At 58.7% G+C, this 22097-nt stretch carries 20 protein-coding genes; 6 read left to right on the forward strand and 14 right to left on the reverse strand.

All coding sequences use genetic code 11. The features are described from left to right. The first annotated feature begins 265 nt into the window (after positions 1-265). From Q6A51_RS09260 to Q6A51_RS09280, 5 genes are all read left to right on the forward strand, one after another. Entirely contained in the window at positions 266-877 is a 612-nt protein-coding gene (locus Q6A51_RS09260; protein WP_374063352.1) for a paraquat-inducible protein A, read from the forward strand. Then, the gene (locus tag Q6A51_RS09265) at positions 874-1488 is read left to right on the forward strand and encodes a paraquat-inducible protein A (RefSeq protein ID WP_201016969.1); all 615 of its coding nucleotides are present in this window, start codon (positions 874-876) and stop codon (positions 1486-1488) included. Before Q6A51_RS09260 ends, Q6A51_RS09265 begins: the two co-directional genes overlap by 4 nt. Next, positions 1481-3157 (forward strand): PqiB family protein, encoded by a 1677-nt coding sequence (locus tag Q6A51_RS09270; RefSeq protein ID WP_304574635.1) that lies wholly within the window; start codon positions 1481-1483, stop codon positions 3155-3157. Before Q6A51_RS09265 ends, Q6A51_RS09270 begins: the two co-directional genes overlap by 8 nt. Then, a complete protein-coding gene (locus tag Q6A51_RS09275; protein ID WP_304574636.1) occupies positions 3154-3777 on the forward strand; it encodes a PqiC family protein in 624 nt (207 codons plus the stop codon). Before Q6A51_RS09270 ends, Q6A51_RS09275 begins: the two co-directional genes overlap by 4 nt. 337 nt (positions 3778-4114) lie before the next feature. Continuing rightward, on the forward strand, positions 4115-4552 hold the full coding sequence (locus Q6A51_RS09280) for a helix-turn-helix domain-containing protein (RefSeq protein WP_304574637.1): 438 nt from the start codon (positions 4115-4117) through the stop codon (positions 4550-4552). 67 nt (positions 4553-4619) lie between these two features. On the opposite strand, the gene Q6A51_RS09285 is transcribed toward Q6A51_RS09280, so the two are convergent. From Q6A51_RS09285 to Q6A51_RS09320, 8 genes are all read right to left on the reverse strand, one after another. After that, the gene (locus Q6A51_RS09285; protein WP_304574638.1) at positions 4620-7055 is read right to left on the reverse strand and encodes a TonB-dependent receptor; all 2436 of its coding nucleotides are present in this window, start codon (positions 7053-7055) and stop codon (positions 4620-4622) included. 63 nt (positions 7056-7118) lie between these two features. Continuing rightward, positions 7119-8093 carry a FecR domain-containing protein gene (locus Q6A51_RS09290; RefSeq protein WP_304574639.1) on the reverse strand — a complete coding sequence of 325 codons (975 nt, stop codon included), beginning with the start codon at positions 8091-8093 and terminating at the stop codon, positions 7119-7121. After that, positions 8090-8602, reverse strand: a complete 513-nt coding sequence (locus Q6A51_RS09295) for a sigma-70 family RNA polymerase sigma factor (RefSeq protein ID WP_201016964.1) — start codon at positions 8600-8602, stop codon at positions 8090-8092. The genes Q6A51_RS09290 and Q6A51_RS09295 overlap by 4 nt, the downstream gene beginning before the upstream one ends. 178 nt (positions 8603-8780) lie before the next feature. Next, positions 8781-9746, reverse strand: a complete 966-nt coding sequence (gene araH / locus Q6A51_RS09300) for an L-arabinose ABC transporter permease AraH (RefSeq protein ID WP_025260057.1) — start codon at positions 9744-9746, stop codon at positions 8781-8783. 41 nt (positions 9747-9787) lie between these two features. Beyond that, positions 9788-11314 carry an L-arabinose ABC transporter ATP-binding protein AraG gene (gene araG / locus Q6A51_RS09305; RefSeq protein WP_304574640.1) on the reverse strand — a complete coding sequence of 509 codons (1527 nt, stop codon included), beginning with the start codon at positions 11312-11314 and terminating at the stop codon, positions 9788-9790. A gap of 222 nt (positions 11315-11536) precedes the next feature. After that, positions 11537-12541 (reverse strand): substrate-binding domain-containing protein, encoded by a 1005-nt coding sequence (locus Q6A51_RS09310; RefSeq protein WP_025260055.1) that lies wholly within the window; start codon positions 12539-12541, stop codon positions 11537-11539. 123 nt (positions 12542-12664) lie between these two features. Then, the gene (locus Q6A51_RS09315) at positions 12665-13483 is read right to left on the reverse strand and encodes an SDR family oxidoreductase (protein WP_201000379.1); all 819 of its coding nucleotides are present in this window, start codon (positions 13481-13483) and stop codon (positions 12665-12667) included. A gap of 29 nt (positions 13484-13512) precedes the next feature. Beyond that, a complete protein-coding gene (locus Q6A51_RS09320) occupies positions 13513-14385 on the reverse strand; it encodes an SMP-30/gluconolactonase/LRE family protein (protein ID WP_304574641.1) in 873 nt (290 codons plus the stop codon). 210 nt (positions 14386-14595) lie between these two features. Here Q6A51_RS09320 and Q6A51_RS09325 point away from each other — a divergent pair, with 210 nt between their 5' ends. Continuing rightward, positions 14596-15744 carry an aldose epimerase family protein gene (locus Q6A51_RS09325; protein WP_304574642.1) on the forward strand — a complete coding sequence of 383 codons (1149 nt, stop codon included), beginning with the start codon at positions 14596-14598 and terminating at the stop codon, positions 15742-15744. A 54-nt stretch (positions 15745-15798) separates the two neighbouring features. Here the strand turns inward: Q6A51_RS09325 and Q6A51_RS09330 are convergent, their stop codons facing one another. The 6 genes from Q6A51_RS09330 to Q6A51_RS09355 all read right to left on the reverse strand — a co-directional run bounded on the left by Q6A51_RS09330 (position 15799) and on the right by Q6A51_RS09355 (position 22093). Continuing rightward, positions 15799-16692, reverse strand: a complete 894-nt coding sequence (locus tag Q6A51_RS09330; protein ID WP_304574643.1) for a metal ABC transporter substrate-binding protein — start codon at positions 16690-16692, stop codon at positions 15799-15801. Between the two features lie 12 nt (positions 16693-16704). Further along, positions 16705-17574 carry a metal ABC transporter permease gene (locus Q6A51_RS09335; RefSeq protein WP_201000371.1) on the reverse strand — a complete coding sequence of 290 codons (870 nt, stop codon included), beginning with the start codon at positions 17572-17574 and terminating at the stop codon, positions 16705-16707. Continuing rightward, the gene (gene aztA, locus Q6A51_RS09340; protein WP_201016954.1) at positions 17571-18320 is read right to left on the reverse strand and encodes a zinc ABC transporter ATP-binding protein AztA; all 750 of its coding nucleotides are present in this window, start codon (positions 18318-18320) and stop codon (positions 17571-17573) included. The genes Q6A51_RS09335 and aztA overlap by 4 nt, the downstream gene beginning before the upstream one ends. Next, positions 18317-18448 (reverse strand): hypothetical protein, encoded by a 132-nt coding sequence (locus tag Q6A51_RS09345; protein ID WP_268939612.1) that lies wholly within the window; start codon positions 18446-18448, stop codon positions 18317-18319. Before Q6A51_RS09345 ends, aztA begins: the two co-directional genes overlap by 4 nt. A gap of 249 nt (positions 18449-18697) precedes the next feature. Continuing rightward, complete coding sequence (metC, locus tag Q6A51_RS09350; RefSeq protein ID WP_304574644.1) at positions 18698-21457, reverse strand: cystathionine beta-lyase; 2760 nt, start codon at positions 21455-21457, stop codon at positions 18698-18700. 42 nt (positions 21458-21499) lie between these two features. Then, a complete protein-coding gene (locus Q6A51_RS09355; RefSeq protein ID WP_304574645.1) occupies positions 21500-22093 on the reverse strand; it encodes a cysteine dioxygenase family protein in 594 nt (197 codons plus the stop codon). Positions 22094-22097: the final 4 nt, after the last annotated feature.

The raw sequence follows: 22097 nt of genomic DNA on the forward strand, positions 1-22097 counted from the left end.
AAGCCGGGCGTAACTTGCCATCATGTAATGAAATGTTTCTCCACGCTGTCTTCCAGATGACAACAGCGTTACAAACTAATGGCGCAATGACATGGGAACGACAACCGATACATGAGGTCAATGGTTCACCTTGGCTGTTTATAAAAGAACAGCTGTTTACACAGAAAAACATGCCGTAATGCCATTAACGAGGTATCTTCCCGTCCTCGTTTTTTTCAACCCGGCAAATCCTGCATCAACGGCGTCGATGACCACTGTGCATTCCATGAAACCTCTGTCGGACCTGATTATCTGCGAGCACTGTGACTCGCTGTATGAAGCCCAGCCCCTCAAGGCAGGCGAGTCGGCACATTGCCTGCGTTGCAAGGCATTGCTGGGCCGCGGCCATCGCCTGACCATCGAGCAATTGCTGGCCCTGACCGTTGCCGCCGCCCTGCTGTTCATGTTCGCCAACTTCTTTCCGGTGATCAGCATCAGCATGAAGGGCCTGACCAACGAAGTGACCTTATGGGAATCGGTGGAAGCTCTTGCCCAGGGGCGCATCACGATCATTGCACTGGTGGCAGGCCTGTCGATCATCCTTGCACCTCTGTTGCAGATCGCCCTGCTGTTCTGGCTGCTGCTGCACGCTCATAACGGGGTCATTGCCCCTGGCTTCAAGGCCTGCATGCGCGCACTGGAACATTTGCGCCCCTGGAGCATGCTGGAAGTGTGCATGCTCGGTATTCTGGTGGCCATCATCAAGCTCTCGGGGATGCTCGATGTTCATCCCGGCCTTGGCCTGTGGGCCATGGCGATGCTGATGGTGCTGATCCTGCTGATCGCCAACAAGGATATCCGCCGCCTGTGGGATGAACTGGGAGTCCAGCCAGGATGAACGGCATTCCCTTCGCCCATGAACAGAATTTGTGCCTGTGTCATACCTGCGGCTATGCCTGCCCGCAAGAAGCCCATCAGTGCCCGCGCTGCGACTCGCCCGTGCATCGACGCAAACCAAACAGCATTGCCCGCACCTGGGCGTTCCTGATCGCAGGCCTGATTTTCTACGTCCCGGCCAATGTGCTGCCTGTGATGTACACCACTCTGCTGGGCAACAGCAGCCAGAACACCATCATGAGTGGCGTGGTGGAGTTCTTCAAAAGTGGCTCATGGGATATTGCCCTGCTTATTTTCATCGCCAGCGTCGTGGTGCCTTGTGTGAAGTTTCTGGTCCTGGGCATGCTCTTGATCACCTGCCAGCGGCGCAGTCGCTGGGCCATGCTTGAGCGTGCGCGGCTTTATCGGTTCATTGAACTGATCGGCTATTGGTCGATGCTCGATGTGCTGGTCGTCGCCCTGGTCGCCTCTCTTGTACAGTTCCGTGAGCTGAGCACCATCGAGCCGATGATCGGCATTCTGTTTTTTGGTCTGGTAGTGGTGATGACGATGTTCGCCGCCATGAGTTTCGATCCCCGGCTTATCTGGGATGCAGAGGTTGAAGATGTCTGACAATAACGTCCCCCCTTCGCCGTTACTTCGTCCTGAAGTCAAACGTCGTCGAATGCGTGTTTCGCTTATCTGGCTGGTGCCGATCGTGGCAGGGCTCATAGGCCTGTCCATGGCCTTTCACGACTGGATGAACATAGGCCCGCGCATCACCATCAGCTTCCAGACGGCTGAAGGCCTTGAGGCCAACAAGACCCAGGTCAAGTACAAGAACGTGGTGATCGGCATGGTGACTTCCATCACCCTGAGCGAAGACCGCACCCACGTGCTGGCGTCCGTCGACCTCAACAACACTGCAACGCCTTTCACCCGGGTGGACAGCCAGTTCTGGGTCGTGCGGCCGCGCATCGGCGCCCATGGCGTGTCGGGGGTCGACACCTTGCTGTCGGGCGCATTCATTGGTGCCGACGCGGGTAACTCGCAGGAAACCAAAAGCGACTTTACCGGCCTTGAGACACCGCCTCCGGTGACCTTCGGCGAGAAAGGCAAGCGCTTTACCCTGCACACCGACGATCTGGGCTCGCTGGATATCGGCTCACCGGTCTATTACCGCCGCATTCAGGTTGGTCAGGTAGTGGCCTATGAGCTGTCCAGGGATGGCAAAGGTGTCGATGTCCAGATTTTCATCAACTCTCCGAACGACCAGTACATCACCACTGACACGCGATTCTGGAATGCCAGCGGCGTGGACGTGACCGTCGGCACTGCGGGCCTGAAAATCAATACCCAGTCACTGACCTCGATCCTTTCCGGTGGCATCGCATTCCGCGAACCGAACTGGAGCCCGGAATCCAAGCCAGCCGACGAAAACGCCGAGTTCAAGATATTCGATGACCAGGCCACTGCCCTGGCACCGCCGGACGGTGAGCCGCGCTATATACGCATGCGCTTCAACCAGTCGCTGCGCGGGCTTGCAGTCAATTCCCCGGTGGACTTTCTGGGTGTGAACATTGGCAAGGTGGTTTCGGTGGATCTGGATTACGACCCTGCAACCGGGACATTCCCGAGCATTGTCGGCGCCGTCATCTACCCCAACCGCCTGGGAGCGGCCGAGTCCAAGCTGCGGCAGCTGGGTGGTCGCGGCAACGAAGACGAGCAATCGGCAAGAATCCTCAATGCCTTCGTCAATAACGGACTGCGTGCCCAGGCTCGCACCGGCAACCTGCTGACCGGCCAGTTGTACATTGCGATGGAGTTCGACCCCAAGGCACCCAAGGTGACATTCAACCCCAAGGCCAGGCCCCTGGAGATTCCCACCGTACCGGGTAACTTCGACAAGTTGCAGGAGCAACTGCAAGCCTTCGTCGACAAGCTCAGCAAAGTGCCGATCGATGAACTGGCCAGCAACCTCAATGGCAACCTGATCGAGCTGCAGAAAACCCTCAAGCAGGTCAACGGCAGTGTCTTGCCGCAAATGCGCGGCACGTTGCAGCAGGCAGAAAAAACCCTGAGCAGCGCCAACGAGACATTGGGTGAAGACTCTCCGGGTCGCCAGCAACTGACCCAGGCCATGGAAGAAGTGCAGCGCACTGCCCGCTCGGTACGTGTACTGACCGACTTCCTCAGCCGTCACCCTGAATCGCTGATTCGCGGCCGCACCGGTGATGCTGCGCCGGGTTCATACAAAGCGCCGTCTTCATCCCGTGCAATCGATCTGGAGCCAAAACAATGACCTTGCGCCTGAAACTGATGGTATTGGCTGCTGCGCTGGGCCTGAGTGCCTGCTCATCGACGCCGACCCGTTACTACACGCTGATCGCCCCCATGAACTCGGCCACCGTGCCCAGTGCGCAGCCTGCGCCGTTCCAGTTCGAGATGCTGCCGGTGCTGATGCCCGTCCAGGTTGACCAGCCACCGCTGGTGGTGCGTCAGGGCGATGGCAGCCTGGCGATTCTGGATACCGAACGCTGGGGTTCGCCACTGGGCGACGAGTTTCACGATGCGCTGACCGCCCAGCTGGAACGCCGCTTCGGTAGCCGCGACATGGCGGGACTGCCAAAGGACAGCGGGCAGCCAGTGCTTTCATTACGCACCGATGTCAGACGCTTCGAGTCGGTCCCTGGCCAGTACGCACTGATTGATGTGGTCTGGAGTCTGAGCCTGCGCAACACAGGTGCAACGGCAGGCAACAAGCGCCTCAACCTGACCTGCAGCAGCGTGATCCGCGAACAGGCTGGATTGGGTATGGAAAACCTGATCCTGGCTCACCAGCAGGCCGTCTCGAAACTCGCACAGGAAATTGCCGGCACCTCACAGGGCTGGGCACAGAATCCTTCCTCACGATGCCTCTGAAAACCGACTCAAAGGCCCCGTAACAGGGGCCTTTTCTATTGTGCAGGCTTTATTGGTTGCATAAGAAAGACGGAAAACCCACCGAAAAACTTATATATATAAGTGCAAATAAGTATAAAACAGTATCAAAAGCACCCAATAGGCCATTACACTCCCGATCAAATACAGCATCGCTGTGCAGCTATCTTCACCTCGGCAATTGTTTACCTGAATGATGTCGACTTTTGCTTATTGATCAGTCGTGCCGGATATGTCTGTAAGGTCATGGAATCCCTTACACACTCCTTACAATTCTGCCACAGCCTTCTTCAGGCAGGCGCTTCTAGAGGACAACTGAATGCCCGGAATTGGCCCCCGCCTCAAACGAGAACGAATAAGACTCAAGCTGTCACAAAGCACGCTGGGCGCTATTGGGGGTGTTGAAACCAATGCCCAGAGCAATTACGAGAACGGCATACGCTCACCCAGAGCCGACTATCTGGCCCGTATTTCAGACGCTGGCATCGATGTTACCTATGTAGTGACGGGCTTCAGCCTTGAGCGCCCTCTCCCCACTCTGGAGATTCATGACACGAGCGAGCGCCTGAATCGCGTCATATCGCGTCTGCATAAAAACCTGCATGAAGTCACGCAGAATATCTACCACATGGCTCGATTACTCGAAAACCATGAAAATACCTCGATCAGGTCACAAGTCGACAATATCAAGGAAGAAGCGGAAGCCATTACAGTTGCGGCAGTACGCTTGATCTACGTGAGCTCAAAACTGAATTGATCTCCCGACCTTGTCCCATAAGGTCGAAGCGGCATTCGATCGTCTACGGAATGCCGCTGCAACAGTCTTAAAAGCCGACAGTCGCCGACACCAGATAAGTTCTCGGTGTCGATAATGTAAGGCCCGCCGCACTGTCTGACGAAGTTGCCGCCGATGCCCAGTAGGTTTTATCGAGCACGTTTTCTACAGAAGCACGCACTGTGACCGGGTTATCGCCCAGTTTGAAAGCATAACGGCCACCGACGTCATAACGCTCCCATGAATCGATTTTCTGGTTATTGGCAGCATCCAGATATTGCGATCCCGTATGAATGGCACGGGCGGTCAGCGTCAGGCCAGGCAGGCGATTGATATCCCACTCCACACCCATATTGGCGTTGACCTCCGGCGAGCCGGTACCGCGATTGCCATCGAAAGTGCCCAGTGCGGTTTTGGTCTGCTCACTGTCAAGTAACATGACGCCACCCAGCAGCCGTACACCCGGCAAGGGTTCACCGAACATATTCAACTCGACACCCTGATTGCGCAGTTCGCCATCAGGATTGAAGTTGCCTTGGGCATCGGTGATGTAGGCCGGCTGTTCTATGCGGAATACACTCAGGCTGGTGCCAAAAGTGCCATGGTCATACTTCACGCCGACTTCCGTCTGCCTGGACTTGTACGGTGCAAACACTTCGTCGCTGTTAGTGGCAGTCGTGGGCGCAGTCTCGCCCTGGCTAAGGCCTTCCATATAGTTGGCATACAGCGAGATCGAGTCGGTGGCCTTGATCACCAGCCCCATGGCGGGAGAAGTGGCGCGTTCGTCGTAGCGCTGCCCCAGCGCACCATTGGAATAGCTGTCCACTTCAACCCGCTGCAAGCGAGCGCCCAGGGTCAACAGCACGCGGTCGTCAAGAAAGCTCAAGGTATCGGCCAGCGCAATACTGGTGAACAGGTTCTCGGTATGAGTCGAGGTATCGAAGCGGTTTGGCGCACCCGGATACGGCAATACCACCGGGTTATAGAGATTGCTGGTGCGAGGCTGGTAACGTTCGCCGGCGTTATCGAACTCGAAGTCGAAACGGTTGAGGCTGATATTCAGCGTATGCCCCACCGGCCCGGTGTTGAACCAGCTACGCGCACCGACCGTGAACGTCTTGACATCCTCGTCGCGTCGAAAGGTACGCGGCGTCACGGTAAAGTTGCCGCTGCTGGTGGTCACAGGAACAGTGTGGCGCAGGAAGTCATAGTTGCCCTTGCGCGCACCGGCAGCGGCATACACCATCACCGCATCACTCAAGTCGAACTCACCTCGCCATGCGCCGAAGGAGTCCTTGGAGTGGGAATAAGTCCAGGGCTGGGCAATGTTGCGACGAATATCCCTGGCCTTGGGCATGGCAATACCGGCTGCCACTTCGACCCGCTCGATGGGCGCATCGGCATAACGCTCCTGCTCCCCGAGATCCAGCGACATGCGCATACGGTCCTCACGCCAGTCCAGCCCGATGACCGAAGCTTCACGCTCGACTTTCTGGTGATCCCATTCGGTATCGCCCGATTGCCGCACCCCGTTGTAACGCACACCGAAGCGTTGGTTATCGCCAAAACGGCGCCCGATATCCACATGCCCGCCGAATTGCCCCGCAGAGGCAAAACTGCCGGTGAACTCGGTCAACGGCTCGCTGCCGGCGCGCTTGGGCTCGATATTGATATTGCCGCCTACACTGCCGCGCGGAACGATGCCACCCAATAACGCGCCGGGCCCTTTGAGGATATCGACCCGCTCGACCATCTCCATGTCGATGGAGTACGTCGGCAGCACGCCATACAGCCCGCCAAACGACACATCGCTGTTGAACAGGCTGAAACCACGGATGGAGAACTGCTCGAAACGTCCGCCTGCCGGGTTGGTGGTACGCACCGACGGGTCGCTGGCTACCACATCCCCAAGGGTACGAGCCTGCTGGTTCTTGATCGCGGTGCTGGTATAGGACGTCTGATTGAACGGCGTCTCCATGAAGTCACGGTCACCCAGCATGCCCTGGGAACCACTGCGGGCTACCTGGCCACCGGCGTAAACGTCACCCTGCCCGTCCAGCCGACTACCGTCGATGGAAGTATTGGGCAAGACCATCGAGCCGTTTTCTGCGACAGGTGCAGGCACCAGCGTATAGGACTGATTGCCGAGCGGTTGCAATTGCAGTCCGGAGCCTTGCAGCAAAAGCGTGAAGCCCTCATCGACAGGGTATTCGCCATCCAGCCCCCTGCTGTTGCGACCAGCCACCAGTGCCGGGTCTACGGAAAGGCTGACGCCAGACAGCGCAGCAAAGCGGGTCAAGGCGGCACTCAGGCTGCCAGCCGGAATCTGATAACTGCGCCGCACAGACTCCTCGGCCTGGACCGAAGCCACGAATACCGGCGCGACGCCAAGACCGATCACCACGCTGGCCTGGCAACTCATATGCAGCAACGGAGCCATGCCAAAACGGGCAAGACGCAGGCGACGCAAGAAAACTACGGGCATTGGAGCACTCTCTTTTGTGTTCACTTGAGAGAGATGACAAGCGACGGAAAAAAAAGGGACACGTCAGGCAGAAATATTTCGAGGCCCCAGGGTGATCCAGTACCGTGTCCGCGAATGCACCTGTACAGGCAGGCTTGCAACCAGCAAATCCAGAATGCGATCGGTATCGTCCAGCCGGAACGAGCCGGTCACCCTCAAGGCCTCCAGCTCGGGTTCCCAGCGCAGAATGCCGGGGCGATAGCGGTTGAGTTCGGTCAGGAAACTCCCCAGCGGGCGATTTTCTACGGTCAACACGCCCTGGCGCCAGTCCGGTTGGCGGGCGTCGAAGCGTTCGACCGCAGTAACACCTTGAGCAGTCAGGGCTGCCCGTTCGCCCCCCTTGAGACGCAAGGTCGCGCCTTGTCTGGACAGCAGATCGACACTGCCGCTCGCCACCGAAACCCGGCAACGGTGCTCGTCCTGTCGAATACACAGTTCGGCACCGTTGGCGATGATATGGCCCATGCGGGTGTTGATGCTCACGGCTGGCACATTGCCGGCCATGGTCAAGGCAATCTCCCCTTCGATCAACAATAACTGGCGCCTGCCGTCCAGGAAGTCGAGATCCACGGCACTGGCGGTATTAAGTTGCAGCTGACTGCCATCGGGCAGGCGCAAGGTCTTGCGCTCGCCGGTTGCAGTGCGCAGATCGGCGCGCCAGGCCCTGACGGGCAACTGACTGCTGACGATCCAGCCGCCGGGAATCAGCGCCGCAATAACCAGCGCACGCTTGAGAATCGCCCGGCGCGTCGGCTCGCTTCGCTTGAGGTCTGCCCGATCGAGGCTGGCCATGGCCAGTTCGGGCGGCAGTTCGGAGAAACGTTGGCGCAAGCCTTGTGCCCGCTGCCAAACCTGCTCATGGCTTGGGCATTGCTCGCGCCAGCGCTGCAATTGTTCGTGCTCCTGGGCACTGGCAGTCCCGGACTCCAGCAACGCCAGCCAGTAGGCAGCAGCATGCGCCACTTGCCGGGCCTGCTCATCACGCGCCATGTCACTCATAGCTCGGCCATCAGGCAATGTGCATAGGCCTGTGCCATGTAGCGTTTCACGGTACGTTCGGACACCTTCAGCCTGAGTGCGATCTGCGCATAACCCAGACCTTCAAGCTGCGACCAGAGAAACGCCCGACGCACCACCACCGGCAAGTCGTCGAGTAACTCATCCAGTGCCTGCAGAGTCTGCAACAGGATCCAGCGCTGCTCGGGAGATGGAACGGCCTCTTCGGGCAATGTCGCCAAAGCCTCCATATAAGCCTGTTCAAGGCTGCGCCGCTTGTAATGATTGATCAGCAGCCGCTTGCCCACGGTCACCAGATAGGCACGCGGCTCACGCAGGTTAGCCAAGGGTTCGCTCTGCCAGGTGGCCATGATCCGCAAGAACGTATCCTGACTGAGATCGGCGGCATCCCACGCATTGCCCAAGCGGCACCGTAGCCAGTTTTCCAGCCAGCTACGGTGATCACGATAGAAGTTGTCCAGGCCAGGCGATGACCCTGCTGCATCACTCATTCGAAGGCCATCCACGACAGCAACTTAAAATGAGAATCATTCTATTTAATTCATGTCAGCGAGCCAACCTGTTTCTAGAACTCACTTATGAAGTGGGAGCGAATTCATTCGCGAAAATCCGCATATCCGGCACAGGTATGTTGCCGAATTTCGTTTCGCGAATGAATTCGCTATACATTCAGCGGCGCTTCAGCCTGTCGATAATCACCGCCAGCAACAGAATGGTGCCGCGAATGACGTACTGGTAGAAGGTGTCGATGTTCTTGAGGTTCATCGCATTCTCGATGATCGCCAGAATCAGCACACCCGCGATCACATGGCGAATCATGCCGATACCGCCGCTCAGCGAGACGCCGCCCAACACACAGGCCGAGATGACTGTCAGCTCGAAGCCCTGACCGATCATGGGTTGCCCGGAAGTCATGCGTGAAGCCAGCACCACGCCGGCAAGCGCACCAATCAGGCCATGTACGGCAAAGATGATGATCTTGGTCCGGTCGACATGCACACCCGCCAGCAAGGCGGCCTCCTGGTTACCGCCAATGGCCATGGTGTTGCGGCCATAGGTGGTGTAGTTGAGCAGCCAGCCAAAGAAGATAAAGCAGGCGATGGTGATCAGGATCGGTACCGGCACGCCATAGAACTGGCCGTTGCCGAAGACGAAGAAGTCCTCGTTGGAAACCCCCACAGCCTTGCCGTTGGAAAAGATATACGCCAGCCCGCGAACGATCTGCATGGTCGCCAGGGTCGTGATCAGGGCATTGATGCGCAGCTTGGCAATGACGATGCCGTTGATCAGCCCCACCAGCAGGCCCATGGCAAGGGCAGCGCTCACTCCGAGGAATACGCTGTCGGTATCGCGAATCACGATCCCGGCAATAACCCCGGCACAAGCCAGTACCGAACCGACCGACAGGTCGAAGTGCCCGGAAGCCAGGCAATAGAGCATGGTGCAGGCGGCAATGCCCACGGTGGAAATTGCCAGACCCAACCCGCGCATGTTCAGCGGCGACAGGAAGTTATCGATGAACACCGCACACAGCATGAAAATGCCCAGTGCAGCCAGCAACATGACCCATTCATCGAGAAAGCGGCGCATATTCACGCCCTGACGGGGAGCCCGCAGGCTGGTTTCGGTAGACATACGCACCTCTTTTTTATTGTTCATGGTCGTAGACCAAAGGTTCAGCCGCGTGAGCGGGGTAATGCCAGTTGTAGAAGTCGCGACTCATCGGCCTCGTCGCGGTTGAGTTCACCGGTAATCGCCCCTTCGCTCATGACCAGAATGCGGTCTGAGATGCCCATGACTTCCATCAGGTCGCTGGACACGACAATCACCGCGATGCCTTGCGCCGCCAGGTTATGGATGATCTGGTAAATCTCGGATTTGGCACCGATATCAATGCCTCGGGTGGGCTCGTCCAGCAGCAGGACTTTCATCGGCATCGACAACCAGCGACCCAGAATCGCCTTCTGCTGATTACCACCGGAAAGAAAGACTATCTGCTGATCCGGCGAAGGCGTCTTGACGTTCATCGCCCGAATCTGTTTTTCGGCGTTCTCGCGTTCCCAACGTCCTTGAAGCAGGCAACCCAGGCTCAGATGCCGGGACCGGGCGCCGATATTGATGTTCTCGGCCACACTGGACAGCGGCACGATGCCTTCTTTCTTGCGGTCCTCCGGGCAGAGCAATATGCCAGCGGCAATCGCGTCCCGAGGAGACTTCAAGGTCAGCGGCTTGCCGTCCAGTTGCAGCGTGCCAGCCTTGCTGCGGGTCATGCCGGACAACAGGCGAAACAGCTCGGTACGACCGGCACCGACCAGCCCGAAGAAACCCAGCACTTCGCCCTTCTCGACCGCGAAACTGACCGGTTCCTGCAACCCTGGCCCGAGCAGCCCGGTGACGCGCAGGCTCGGGCCTTGATGCTCACGGGGCCGATAGTCATAGATATCCTGGATATCGCGCCCGACCATGCAGGTCACCAGACGATCATGGTCAAGCTCCGCCATGTCCTCGAAGGTGCGTACGAAACGCCCGTCCTTGAACACCGTCACGGCATCGCAGATGCGGAAGATTTCTTCCATGCGATGGGACACGTAAAGAATCACCCTGCCCTCGTCGCGCAATTTGGCGATGATCGCCATCAAGCGGTCGATCTCACGCGCCGACAGGCTGCTGGTGGGTTCATCGAAGGCAATCACATGGGCATTGCGCGACATGGCCTTGGCGATTTCCACCAATTGCCGCAGCCCCAGCGACAAATCCCCGAGACGCATGCCCGGATCGATTTCGTCGGCAAGCCCCTTGAGCAGTTCCGTGGCCTGACGCAGCATGAGCCGACGATTGATCATCCCGAAGCGATTGGGCATATGCCCCAGCAGCAGGTTTTCTGCCACGGTCATTTCCGGCACCAGATGCAGCTCCTGGTGAATCACTGCGACACCCGCCGCGATGCTGTCCGCAGTGGACCTGAACTGATGGGTGTTTTCACCGATCTGCAAGGTCCCGCTGTTGGGTGTATAGGAGCCACCCAGTATTTTCAGCAATGTGGACTTGCCAGCCCCGTTCTCGCCCATCAAGGCATGTACGCTGCCGGGATTGGCCTGGAAGCTGATGTCCGACAGCGCCTTGACGCCGGGAAAAACCTTGCCGATGCCGCTGAAGCGCAAGGCACCACCGGCCGCTTGCTGTTGTTCGATTGCCTGCTGCATGAACTGTCCTCCTCACTCGCGAAGGGGCCTGAGATCAGGCCCCCTTGAACTCACTTACACAGACAAATGCCGATCAGTTGAGGCATACCTGTTACTTGTGGGAGGGGCCTTGGCCGCGACGACCTGCTGACAGGCAACATATTTTCAGTGCCTTTACATATGCTGTCGCGGCCAAGGCCCCTCCCACGGATTGTGAGTCCAGCCCCTCTTAACTGACTGGCATTACTTCCACAGACCGATCTTGGTCAGGACTTCCTGGAAGTTGGCCCGCGTAATGAGTGTCACGTCATCCATGGCGGTGTACTTGGGAGGTTCTTCGCCGGTCGTGACCCATTTGAACATCTGGTAGGCGGTGTCATAGCCTTCCTTGTCCGGGCTGGGCAGCATCGAGCCGAAGAAGCCGCTTTCCTTCTTCTTCAGTTCATCGATGGCGTCGGTGCCATTGATGCCGATACCGATCACGTTGGCTGGCTTGAAGCCGTTGGTGGCTGTGGCACGCACGCCACCGAGCACGGTGTTGTCGTTCATGCCACCAATGATCAGGTTCTTGGCATTACCCGGCAGTTTCGGCAGCGCCGAGTTGGTCGCATCCATACTGCCCGGCACATCGAGGGTCTTCTGGGCAGTGAAGAGGATATGGCTTTCCGGCAGGCCGGCTTTTTTCAGCGCATCCACAGAGCCGTCGGTGCGTTTCTTGCCGGTATCCAGCTCGTTGTAGGTGTTGATGATGGCGTAGGTTTCTTTCCAGTCCCAATTGCGGTTTTTCGCCTCGGCCGCCATGGCCTCGCCTTGTTTCTGACCCACCTCGAAAGCGGCCATGCCCAGGTACGGCACGTCTTCCATGAAGTTGCCCTTGGCATCGACGAAACGATCATCCACCGCCATGACCTTCAATCCCAACGCCTTGGCCTTGGCGACGATGGCCGGGCCGAGGGAAACATCGGGCGGGCAGATGACAAAACCCTTGGCGCCGTTGGCTGCCAGGCTGTCGATGGCTGCCAGGGTTTTCTCGCCGTCAGGTACGGCAATCTTGAGCACAGTGAAGCCGTGCTCCTTGCCAGCCTTGTCGGCAAAGGCCCATTCGGTCTGGAACCAGGGTTCTTCGGGTTGCTTGACCAGAAAGCCGATTTTCACTTCTTCGGCAGCATGGAGGATGCCACTCATGCCCAGGATGGCAGTAGTGACAGCGGCGCAGCATAGGGAACGAATCCCGTGACGACTCAACATAGCTAACTCCTTATTTTTATTGAATAGCTACAGCGTCCAACAATGTGAGGCTCCAGGCTCTGTACACCGGGAACCCGCCAAATAGTCATACCATATCGACAGGAACAGCAATGTAACCGAGTGTCACTCGTGATAAAGCACCGAGCGACCGCCATCGATCATGATGCAACTGGCATTGATGAACGGTGCCTCATCAGTGGCCAGGAACAGTGCGGTCATCGCCACCTCGATGGGCTGGCCGATACGTTTGGGCGGATGCAGATCGAAGGCGCGTTGCCGCTCGGCCTGTGGGTCATCGAAGCCGTTCCAGTAATCGACGTTGAGCTGGGTTTCGATATAGCCCGGCGCGATGGCGTTGACCCGGATGCCCTTGGGCGCGTATTCGATACCCAGGGCCCGGGTCAGACCCAGCAGGCCATGCTTGGCGACCGGATAGGGAAAACAGCCGGGAATGATGTTGCTCGAATGGGTCGAGGCGATATTGATGATGTTGCCCGCGCCCTGCTCCAGCATTTTCGGCAAGACACTGCGGCAGCCATACCAGGCACCATCCAGATCGATGGCGAAACAGCGCTTCCAGTCCTCGTCACTCATCTCCAGCGGGTCGCGGAACACATTGACCCCGGCGCAGTTGATCAGCACATCGACCCGGCCAAAATGCTCGATGGCCAGATCCACCATGCTGCGCCATTGATCCTGCTGCGTGACATCGACCTTGAGCGCGTGGACCTCGGCCCCTTGCTCGCGCCACTTCGCCGCCACCTGCTCGACCTTTTCGCCCTGCACATCACTGATGATCAGCCTGGCCTGCTGCGCCTGAAAACACGCCACGATGGCTTCGCCAATCCCCTGTGCAGCGCCGGTCACCAGCACCACCTTGCCTTTGAGGCGTTCACCGCGAACCGGCTCGGGAACCGGGGGTAACGACAAAGGTATCGCCATGTTCAACTCTCCTTGGATGCAATGAAAATTCAGCCTGCGAAGCGCGGGCAAATCTGCCCGGCGACGCCCACATCGGCCTTGAGTACCGCGCCATCGAACTGGCCATGGGCATCGGCCGGTGCAGCGCTGGTGACATAGAGCGTAGACAGGTCGGGGCCGCCAAAAACACAACTGGTGGGATGGCTGACAGGCAGGTCGATCACCCGGTCAACGCTGCCATCGGGGGCAAAGCGGATCAGGCAGCTTCCACCCCAGCGTGCATTCCAGACATAGCCTTCGGCATCCATGGCCGAGCCGTCCGGTGCGCCGCGAGGGTGTTGCTGCGCCCACACCTGGCGCTCGCCCAGGCTGCCGTCAGTCAGAATCGGGTATTGGTAGATAACGCCATCCAGGGTATCGGCGCTGTAGAGCACTGTGCCTTGGGCATTCCACAGCAGGGTGTTGACGATGCCCTGCCCGTCCAGCAGGTGCGTGACCTTTGCATCCGGGTCCACACGAAACAGACCACCGGAGCGGCGCACCAGCGGCAAGTCACCGCCATCGGCATCCAGATTGTTCTGCATGCTGCCCAGCCACAGGCGCCCCTGAGCATCGCAGCGCGATTCGTTTGCACGGTTGCCCACCACCGGATCGGCCACGCACAGCAATGAAACGGAAGTCTTTGGCGAATCAAGGTCCAGGCGATACACACCACTGGCCAGGGTCACCAGGGCATCGCCCTTATCGGTGGGAATGAATGCGGAAACCGCCTCGGGCAGACGCCATTGGCTGTATTGCCCCTGAACCAGCCGACAAGCCAGACGCCCGGCGATATCGACCCAGTACAAAGCCTGTTGCTCAAGGTCCCAGAAAGAACCTTCAGCCAGTTTGAAGCGGTGCTCGGAAAGAGGCTGCCAATGCATGAACGGTGTCCTTTTTTATTTTTCTTAGGAACTGCCTCTACTAAATAGTATTACGATTTATTTTTCAAGCGGCTTTTTATCGACTATAAATCCTTGCATCGGATTAAAACCGATCAAATAGTCTTACCAATTTGCTGCCTGCCAGCGAAATCCAACGATGCGTTGCGCTACCGTCACCTTTCACAACAACAATAAAAGTGAGTAGAACAGATGAAAAATCACGCTCTTCTCAGCAGCCTTGGACTGTCACTGATGATCTCTACCCTGACCGCACAAGCCGCCGCACTGTCCAGCGAACATAGCACCTTCGGCAAACTGCCCGATGGCACGCACATCGAGAAGTACACCCTGCACAACAGTCATGGCCTGCAAGCCAGCATCATTACCTACGGCGCAACCCTGCAAGCGCTCAAGGTGCCGGACAGGAACGGCAAGGTCGAAGACGTCGTTCTGGGCTTCGATGACGTGCAGGGTTATCAGGCCAATGGCACCGTGTATTTCGGTGCGACTATCGGCCGTTTCGGCAACCGTCTGGCGGGAGGCACATTCAAGCTGGACGGCAAGACCTACCACATCCCGCTCAACGACAAGACCAACGCGCTGCATGGCGGCAATCAGGGTTTTGACAAGCGCATCTGGAAAGCAGAAAGCATCAAGAGCAATGGCTCGGTCGGAGTGAAACTGAGCTACCTGTCGCCCGATGGCGAGATGGGGTTTCCCGGCGCGCTGCTGACAGAAGTCACCTACAGCCTCAACAACCAGAACGAGCTGAAGATCGACTACCGTGCCACCACCGACAAGCCCACGGTGCTGAACCTGACCAACCACAGCTATTTCAATCTGGCGGGCGCTGGCAACGGCGATATTCTCCAGCAGGTGGCCACCCTGCACGCCTCCCGTTACACGCCGGTCAACGACAAGCTGATCCCTACCGGTGAACTGGCCCCGGTGGCCGGCACGCCAATGGACTTCCTCAAGCCAACGGCCATCGGCAAGAACATCAAGGCCGACCATCAGCAACTCAAATACGCTGAACCCAAGCAAGGCGGCTTTGACTTCAACTGGGTGCTGGACACCAAGGGGGACATCAGCAAACTTGCGGCAGAAGTCAGTGACCCGCAGTCAGGTCGTCACCTGCAACTGTTCACCACCGAGCCTGGTGTGCAGCTGTATACCGGCAACTTTCTGGACGGCAGCATCCATGGCAAGGCTGGCAAGGTCTACCCGCACTGGGGCGCCTTCACCCTGGAAACACAGCACTACCCCGATGCGCCCAACCAGCCCGCCTTCCCCAGTACGCGACTGGACCCTGGCAAGCCTTACACCCAGACCACCATCTTCAAGTTTCTGAATCATTGAGAAGGTGTGTTTCTGTGGGAGCGAATTCATTCGCGAATGAATTCGCTCCTACGCTCACTGGCCCTTCATCGCCGTAGTCAGCTTGTCGACGTTATAGCGGAACATCTGCGCATAGCTGGCCGCCGGGCCATCCGCGGGTGACAAGGCCTCGACGTACAGTTCACCACCTGGCTGCGCTCCACTGGCATCGGCGATCTGCTTGACCAGCCGCGGGTCACCGGAGTTCTCGAAGAAATAGGCTGTCACGTGCTCGCTCTTGATCTGGCGGATCAGTTTTGCGACATCCGCAGCCGAAGCTTGCGACTCAGTGGAAAACCCCAAGGGCGACAGGAAGGTCACGCCATAGGCATCACCGAAGTAACCGAACGCATCGTGGGAAGTGAGGATCTTGCGCTTCGACTCAGGCACCGACTGGATCTGGTCCCGGGCGTAGAGGTCCAGTTGCTGCAATTGCACGATATAGCGTTGACCATTGGCCTCGTAGACGCTGGCACCTTCAGGGTCCGCCTTCTTGAGCGCGGCAATGATATTGCGCACATAGCTCACCCCGTTGGCGGCGCTGTTCCAGGCATGGGGATCGGTGATGAGCTTGCCGTCCTCCTGCATGTAACGGGTCTTGATGCCATCGGACAACACGACCGGCTGGCCCTTGTAGCCAGACGCCTTGATCAGGCGGTCCATCCAGCCCTCCAGATGCAGGCCGCTGACGAACGTCAGATCAGCACTCCTCAGGGCCTGGGCATCACGCGGGGTGGGTTCGTAAACATGAGGGTCGCCATTGGGGCCTATCAGCGACGTCACGTGAACCCGCTCGCCACCGACGTTACTGACCATGTCGGCAATCACCGTGAACGAAGCCACCGCCTCCAGAGGCTTGGCCTGGGCAAGACTTGCAAACGCCGACAGCACAATCGCCGCCATTGAGCTCAACATCATCAATCGTTTCATGACATGCCCTTTTCAGTTGGCCAGGTGGGGTTTTGGAAACAGTCGACGCAAGATGCCCGTGCGCCCGAACAGCAGGGAAAAACCATAAAAGACGCTGGCAGTCAGGACGATGGATGGCCCGGAAGCCACGCCAAGGTGATAGGAAACGATCAGGCCGATCAGCCCCGAGAGGGTCGCCAATACCGTCGAAATCAGCATCAGGGCGCTCAGTGACGTTGCCCAGAATCGCGCAGCAGTCGCAGGCAGCATCATCATGCCCACCGCCATCAGGGTGCCGAGCGCCTGAAAGCCCGCCACCAGGTTCAGCACGACCAGCAGCAGAAACAGCACGTGGTACAGCGACCCCATCCCGCCGACAGCACGCAGGAAACCCGGATCGAAACACTCAAGCACCAGCGGGCGATAGATCACGGCCAGCAGGATCAGGGTGAATGACGCAATGCCGCCGACCATATAGATCGCGCTGTCATCGATGGCCAGGATGGTGCCAAACAGCACATGCAGCAGATCGACACTGGAGCCGTGCATGGAGACGATCAATACTCCGGCGGCCAGTGACGTCAGATAGAAACTGGCGAAGCTGGCATCTTCGCGCAAGGCAGTCAGCCGGCTGACCAGCCCGGACAGCAAGGCCACCGCAAGACCGGCGATCAAGCCGCCAATGCCCATGGCCGGCAGCGACAGGCCTGCCACCATGAAACCCAGCGCCGCGCCCGGCAGGACCGCGTGACTCATGGCATCGCCCACCAGACTCATGCGTCGCAGCATCAGCAACACACCCACCGGACCGGAACCGATCCCCAAAGCGAGGCAGGCCACCAGAGCCCGGCGCATGAAACCGAACTCGACAAAAGGCTCGATCAGCGTGGCATAGAGCATCATGAATGCTCACCTTCGGTATCGCAGACCTGAGCATCCGCACTCCAGAACTCGGCCATATTGCGGGCACGCCGCAGGTTCGCATCGTTCAACACCTCGGCCGTCGCCCCCCAGGCAATCGCCTCTCGGGCCATCAACAGGGTTTGCGGAAAGTGCTGACGGACCTGATCGATATCGTGCAATACCGCGATCACCGTGCGTCCCTGGCCGTGCCAGACCCGGACCAGCTCCAGCAGGTCGCGGGTGGTGCGGGCATCAATGGCGGTGAAAGGCTCGTCCAGCAGAATCACCGAGGCGTCCTGCAATAACAGCCGTGCAAACAACACCCGCTGGAACTGCCCGGACGACAGGGAACCGATACTGCGCCCCTCGAACCCCTCAAGGCCCACGGTTTTCAGCGCATCATGAGTGAGCCTGGCATGGTTGCGAGTCAGGCCACGAAACGGGCCGATGCTGCGCCATGCGCCCATGGCGACGGTATCGGCCACGCTTAACGGGAAACTGCGGTCTATCTCGGCCGCCTGAGGCAGATAACCCAGGGTATGAGTCGCCAGCCGGCCTCGATCCACACGCCCCGCCGCTGGCTTCATGGTCCCGGCAATGGTCTTGATCAACGTGGACTTGCCAGCGCCATTGGGACCGACGATAGCGGTCAGACTGCCCGCCTCGAAACGGCCACTGATGTGATGCACCGCCGGACGGCGTTCGTAAGCGACGGTCAGATTGTCCAGAGCAATGGCCGCACTCATGGAATAGCCACCGACCAGGCGATGGCCAGCCATAACAACAGCAAAATACCGAGAGCCAGCAGGACCCGCTTCAAGGCCGATTGAGCCAGAACGGAACCTGCTACAGAGGGAGCGCGAGGAGCTTTCACGGGAGAGTAGCCTGCAACGATTCGTTACAGTATTACACGGCCATCCGGGATTTTGTTATGAAATAACGTTTAGGTGAGCTGCAAGTTGTAAGCTACAAGCTACAAGCTACAAGCTACAAGCTACAAGCTACAAGCTACAAGCTACAAGCTACAAGCTACAAGCTTTTGACTTGAGGCTTGAGGCTTGAGGCTTGAGGCTTGAGGCTTGAGGCTTTTGACTTGAGGCTTGCAGCTTGAAACTTGCAGCTTTCATCCTTCCCCAAACCCCCTCTGCAAATCCTCGATCAACGCCGATACATCCTCCAGCCCGATATGCAGGCGCAGCACCGGGTTGAGCAGTCGGTCAGCTTCATTGTCGCGATCACTGACGTTGGCCACGGTAATCAGGCTTTCGTAGCCACCCCATGAAGCACCGAGCCCGAACAGTTGCAAGGCACCGATAAAACGTTCCAACTGGCCTGGGTCCGAAGACTCGAACTCGAAGGACAGCAAGCCGTTGCTGCCGGTGAAGTCGCGCTTCCACAGGGCGTGGCCGGGGTGGTCCGGCAAGGCTGGATGGAACACGCGGCGGACTTGCGGTTGTTCGTTCAGCCAGTGCGCGACTTCAAGGGCCTGGCGTTCGTGGGTTTCCATGCGTGAAGCCAGGGTGCGGGCACCGCGCAGGACCAGATAGGCGTCATCGGGGCTGACCGCATTGCCGAAGGTGTCGCTCATTCTTCCCAGCGGCTGCCAGACTTCTTCACGGGTGCAGACGCTGCCCATCACCACATCGCTATGACCGCACAGGTACTTGGTCAAGGCCATGATGGAAATGTCCGCCCCAAGCTCCAGCGGTCGATAGAGGTAGGCCGAGCCCCAGGTGTTGTCTACCGCCAGCAGAATGTTTCGTGGTTTGCAGAGCGCGGCAATGGCCGGCAAGTCACAGAGTTCGTAGAGCAACGAGCCCGGCACTTCGGTGTAGACCATGCGGGTATTGGCCTGCAATTGTGCTTCCAGCCCTTGCCCGTCAGCCCTGAAGTAACTGACCTGAATGCCGAATGGCTCAAGGAAGTCACGGGCCACACGTCGCACCGGCGAGTACACCGCATCGGTCAGCAGCACATGATCACCTGGGCGCAGATAGGCCAGGAACGTCTGTGCCACTGCCGCAAGGCCGGTACTGAACAAGCGGGTGCGATAACCACCCTCCAGCTCTGTCACCAGATCCTCCAGCGCAAACCCCGTCGGATTGCCTCTCGCGCCATAGCTCAACAGGCGCTCGGTATCACGCCGTTTGCGGATATCGCGCATCTGCCCGAGGCTGTCGAACAGCACCGTGCTCATGCGCGAAACCGGTACATTCACCCCGCGCACGCCACTGCCCTTGTCCGTACGCGCGGCATGAATCAGCCGGGTCTTGACCAAGGGGTTATGTGACGGGCGCTCAGGCTTTTTTGCGGACAAAGGCTTGAGGCTGGCAATTTCCTGCTCGGTCATCTGCCCCAGCAGACCGATTTCCCAGGCCAGGTACTGGCGGGCAGCGTCCTTGTTCCCGGAATGCCGGTCATGAGTGAAAAACAGAAAATCGATGCACTGCTCGTCCGCCAGACTGGCGCTATCTTCGCGCAGCGCCAGCCCGGCGGTTTGCCAGGCCTTGATCCCGCCGTCCAGCAGACGCACCTGCTGGCGCTGCGCCTGTGGCAATTCCTCGACCGCCAATTGCGCCAGAGCCGGATCATCGGCAATCAACACCAGAGGCCGGGACTCTTCAGCCACGGCAGCAGCCAGCAGCGGGCGAATCGACCAGCGTGAACCTTCGATATGCCCTTTGCGAAAGTGTGTGCTCGAACGCAGATCGATCAGTGCCATGGCCTGATCCTTCAAGGCGTCGGCCAGCCGTTGCACGCTGATGCCCGGCAAGTCCGGCGTCACATCAGCTTGCGCAACAGGTAACGACAAGCCACTACTCACGCCATCAGCCAGTACATAGGCATCGTGCCCCAACTGCCGCAACCAACTGGCAACAATCGGCGCACGAATGCCTTCGTCGTCCACCAGCACCAGCCGCGCCTGACGCACGCCGACATACAAGTCCGTCGCCTGAATCAACTGGCCGCCCGGCGTATGTTGCGCACCAGCCAATGTTCCTGCCGCAAACTCCTCGGCGGTGCGCACATCGCACAGGAACAGGCTGCGTTTGCTATCAGCGGCCCAGCCCCGGACCTGTTCGGCACTGACCGTCTGCACGCCTGCCCGCTCGGCCAGCGCCTGTGCGGCATCGCGTTGACGGGTCAACGAACCGGGCGATACCGCATCCGGGTAGCGTCGGGTGCTGCCGTGCTCCAGCTGCAGATCGGCCAGATACCAGCCCTGTGTCCCGTTTTCCAGTGCATAGACCGGGTTCTTGACACACAGATCGATCAGCGTCTGCGCGCCGATGATGCTGCGGGTCCGCCCGGCGCAATTGACGATGATCGGCGTGTGTTCGTCGCTGACCAGTTCCGGCAGGCGATAACCCAGTTCGCCATTGGGGCAGCATACGGAACCTGGAATGGTCATCTTGCGGTATTCGTCGAATGGTCTGCCGTCCAGCACCACCAGCGACTCGCCCTGAGCCTGACGCTGCGCCAGTTCGGTGGCGCTGATGTGCGGCGTATGGCGCGCCTCTTCCACCAGCTCACCAAAAGCCTTGGACGGCACATGCACACCCGCAAACAGTTGCAGTCCTGCGGCCTGCCATCCATCGGCGCCACCTTCAAGAATATGCACGTGGCGATAGCCGAGCGCTTCAAGTCGCAAGGCAGCGCGTGTCGCAACATCGCCGCCATTCTGGTCATAGATCACCAGCCGCACGCCGGGGTTGGGGGCCAGGCGGCGGATATCCAGCTCCAGTCGGCTATAGGGCAGCGTGACGCCATGGAACAGATGGGCTTCGCCATACTGGCCATGTTCGCGCAGGTCGAACAGGGCAATTTCCTGCCCGTCGAACAGCCATTGTTGCAGTTGGACCGCGGTGGTGGTCTGGCTCATGGGGTGGCTCATAAAAGTGAATTGGGAAACCTGTGCCGACGATCAATAGGCGCGAATCGACGGCGCCATCTGCGAGGCGTTGTAGTTCAGGACACGGCCTTCTTCATTGACACCGAAACGCCCGTTGAGCGACTCCAGCGGCCGGCCATACAGATGGAAGTGCAAGGTCGGCTCTTCGCCCGTGACCTTGATGCCATGCAGGTCTTCACCCAGGAAACCGATGGGCGTGCCTGGCTGGACGATGACTTCCTTTTCCAGCTCCAGACGAGCGAAGGCCGGGTCGCTGCCATCGTCGGTACGCGCCCAGACGTAGTTGATCTCCTGGCCCTGCACGGCAACGATCACCGCCCAGGTTTCATGGTTGTGCGGCAAGGTGCTTTTGCCCGGCAGTAGCGAGTTCATGTACAGGGTCGGGGTCTCGCCATCGTCGTTCAGGCGATAGCGAAAAGCAGTCTCGCCTTGCCCCGGAACCGGCGAAGGAAATGCGGTGAAGTTGAACAGGTCATGGCGCCTGGCCAAGTCTTCCAGCAGCGCGATGATTTCCTTCAACGCTTCGCGGTCTACGCCGCGCTGGTTGATGGCACGAATCTGCTGCAGAAAACTTTCAATCACTTGGGTTCGGTTTGCGTTGCTCATCAGG

This window comes from Pseudomonas serbiensis (assembly GCF_030580745.1).
GTDB classification, from domain to species: Bacteria; Pseudomonadota; Gammaproteobacteria; order Pseudomonadales; family Pseudomonadaceae; genus Aquipseudomonas; species Aquipseudomonas serbiensis.

What these genes read in the sequence shown, in the direction of transcription:
- Q6A51_RS09315 (WP_201000379.1), bottom strand. Translation starts at nt 13,483, where the DNA reads ATGGCGATACCTTTGTCGTTACCCCCGGTTCCCGAGCCGGTTCGCGGT.
- Q6A51_RS09280 (WP_304574637.1), top strand. Translation starts at nt 4,115, where the DNA reads ATGCCCGGAATTGGCCCCCGCCTCAAACGAGAACGAATAAGACTCAAG.
- araH (WP_025260057.1), bottom strand. Translation starts at nt 9,746, where the DNA reads ATGTCTACCGAAACCAGCCTGCGGGCTCCCCGTCAGGGCGTGAATATG.
- Q6A51_RS09330 (WP_304574643.1), bottom strand. Translation starts at nt 16,692, where the DNA reads ATGAAACGATTGATGATGTTGAGCTCAATGGCGGCGATTGTGCTGTCG.
- Q6A51_RS09335 (WP_201000371.1), bottom strand. Translation starts at nt 17,574, where the DNA reads ATGATGCTCTATGCCACGCTGATCGAGCCTTTTGTCGAGTTCGGTTTC.
- Q6A51_RS09325 (WP_304574642.1), top strand. Translation starts at nt 14,596, where the DNA reads ATGAAAAATCACGCTCTTCTCAGCAGCCTTGGACTGTCACTGATGATC.
- Q6A51_RS09265 (WP_201016969.1), top strand. Translation starts at nt 874, where the DNA reads ATGAACGGCATTCCCTTCGCCCATGAACAGAATTTGTGCCTGTGTCAT.
- Q6A51_RS09260 (WP_374063352.1), top strand. Translation starts at nt 266, where the DNA reads ATGAAACCTCTGTCGGACCTGATTATCTGCGAGCACTGTGACTCGCTG.
- Q6A51_RS09355 (WP_304574645.1), bottom strand. Translation starts at nt 22,093, where the DNA reads ATGAGCAACGCAAACCGAACCCAAGTGATTGAAAGTTTTCTGCAGCAG.
- Q6A51_RS09285 (WP_304574638.1), bottom strand. Translation starts at nt 7,055, where the DNA reads ATGCCCGTAGTTTTCTTGCGTCGCCTGCGTCTTGCCCGTTTTGGCATG.
- Q6A51_RS09275 (WP_304574636.1), top strand. Translation starts at nt 3,154, where the DNA reads ATGACCTTGCGCCTGAAACTGATGGTATTGGCTGCTGCGCTGGGCCTG.
- Q6A51_RS09295 (WP_201016964.1), bottom strand. Translation starts at nt 8,602, where the DNA reads ATGAGTGATGCAGCAGGGTCATCGCCTGGCCTGGACAACTTCTATCGT.
- aztA (WP_201016954.1), bottom strand. Translation starts at nt 18,320, where the DNA reads ATGAGTGCGGCCATTGCTCTGGACAATCTGACCGTCGCTTACGAACGC.
- Q6A51_RS09310 (WP_025260055.1), bottom strand. Translation starts at nt 12,541, where the DNA reads ATGTTGAGTCGTCACGGGATTCGTTCCCTATGCTGCGCCGCTGTCACT.
- araG (WP_304574640.1), bottom strand. Translation starts at nt 11,314, where the DNA reads ATGCAGCAGGCAATCGAACAACAGCAAGCGGCCGGTGGTGCCTTGCGC.
- Q6A51_RS09320 (WP_304574641.1), bottom strand. Translation starts at nt 14,385, where the DNA reads ATGCATTGGCAGCCTCTTTCCGAGCACCGCTTCAAACTGGCTGAAGGT.
- Q6A51_RS09270 (WP_304574635.1), top strand. Translation starts at nt 1,481, where the DNA reads ATGTCTGACAATAACGTCCCCCCTTCGCCGTTACTTCGTCCTGAAGTC.
- Q6A51_RS09290 (WP_304574639.1), bottom strand. Translation starts at nt 8,093, where the DNA reads ATGAGTGACATGGCGCGTGATGAGCAGGCCCGGCAAGTGGCGCATGCT.
- metC (WP_304574644.1), bottom strand. Translation starts at nt 21,457, where the DNA reads ATGAGCCAGACCACCACCGCGGTCCAACTGCAACAATGGCTGTTCGAC.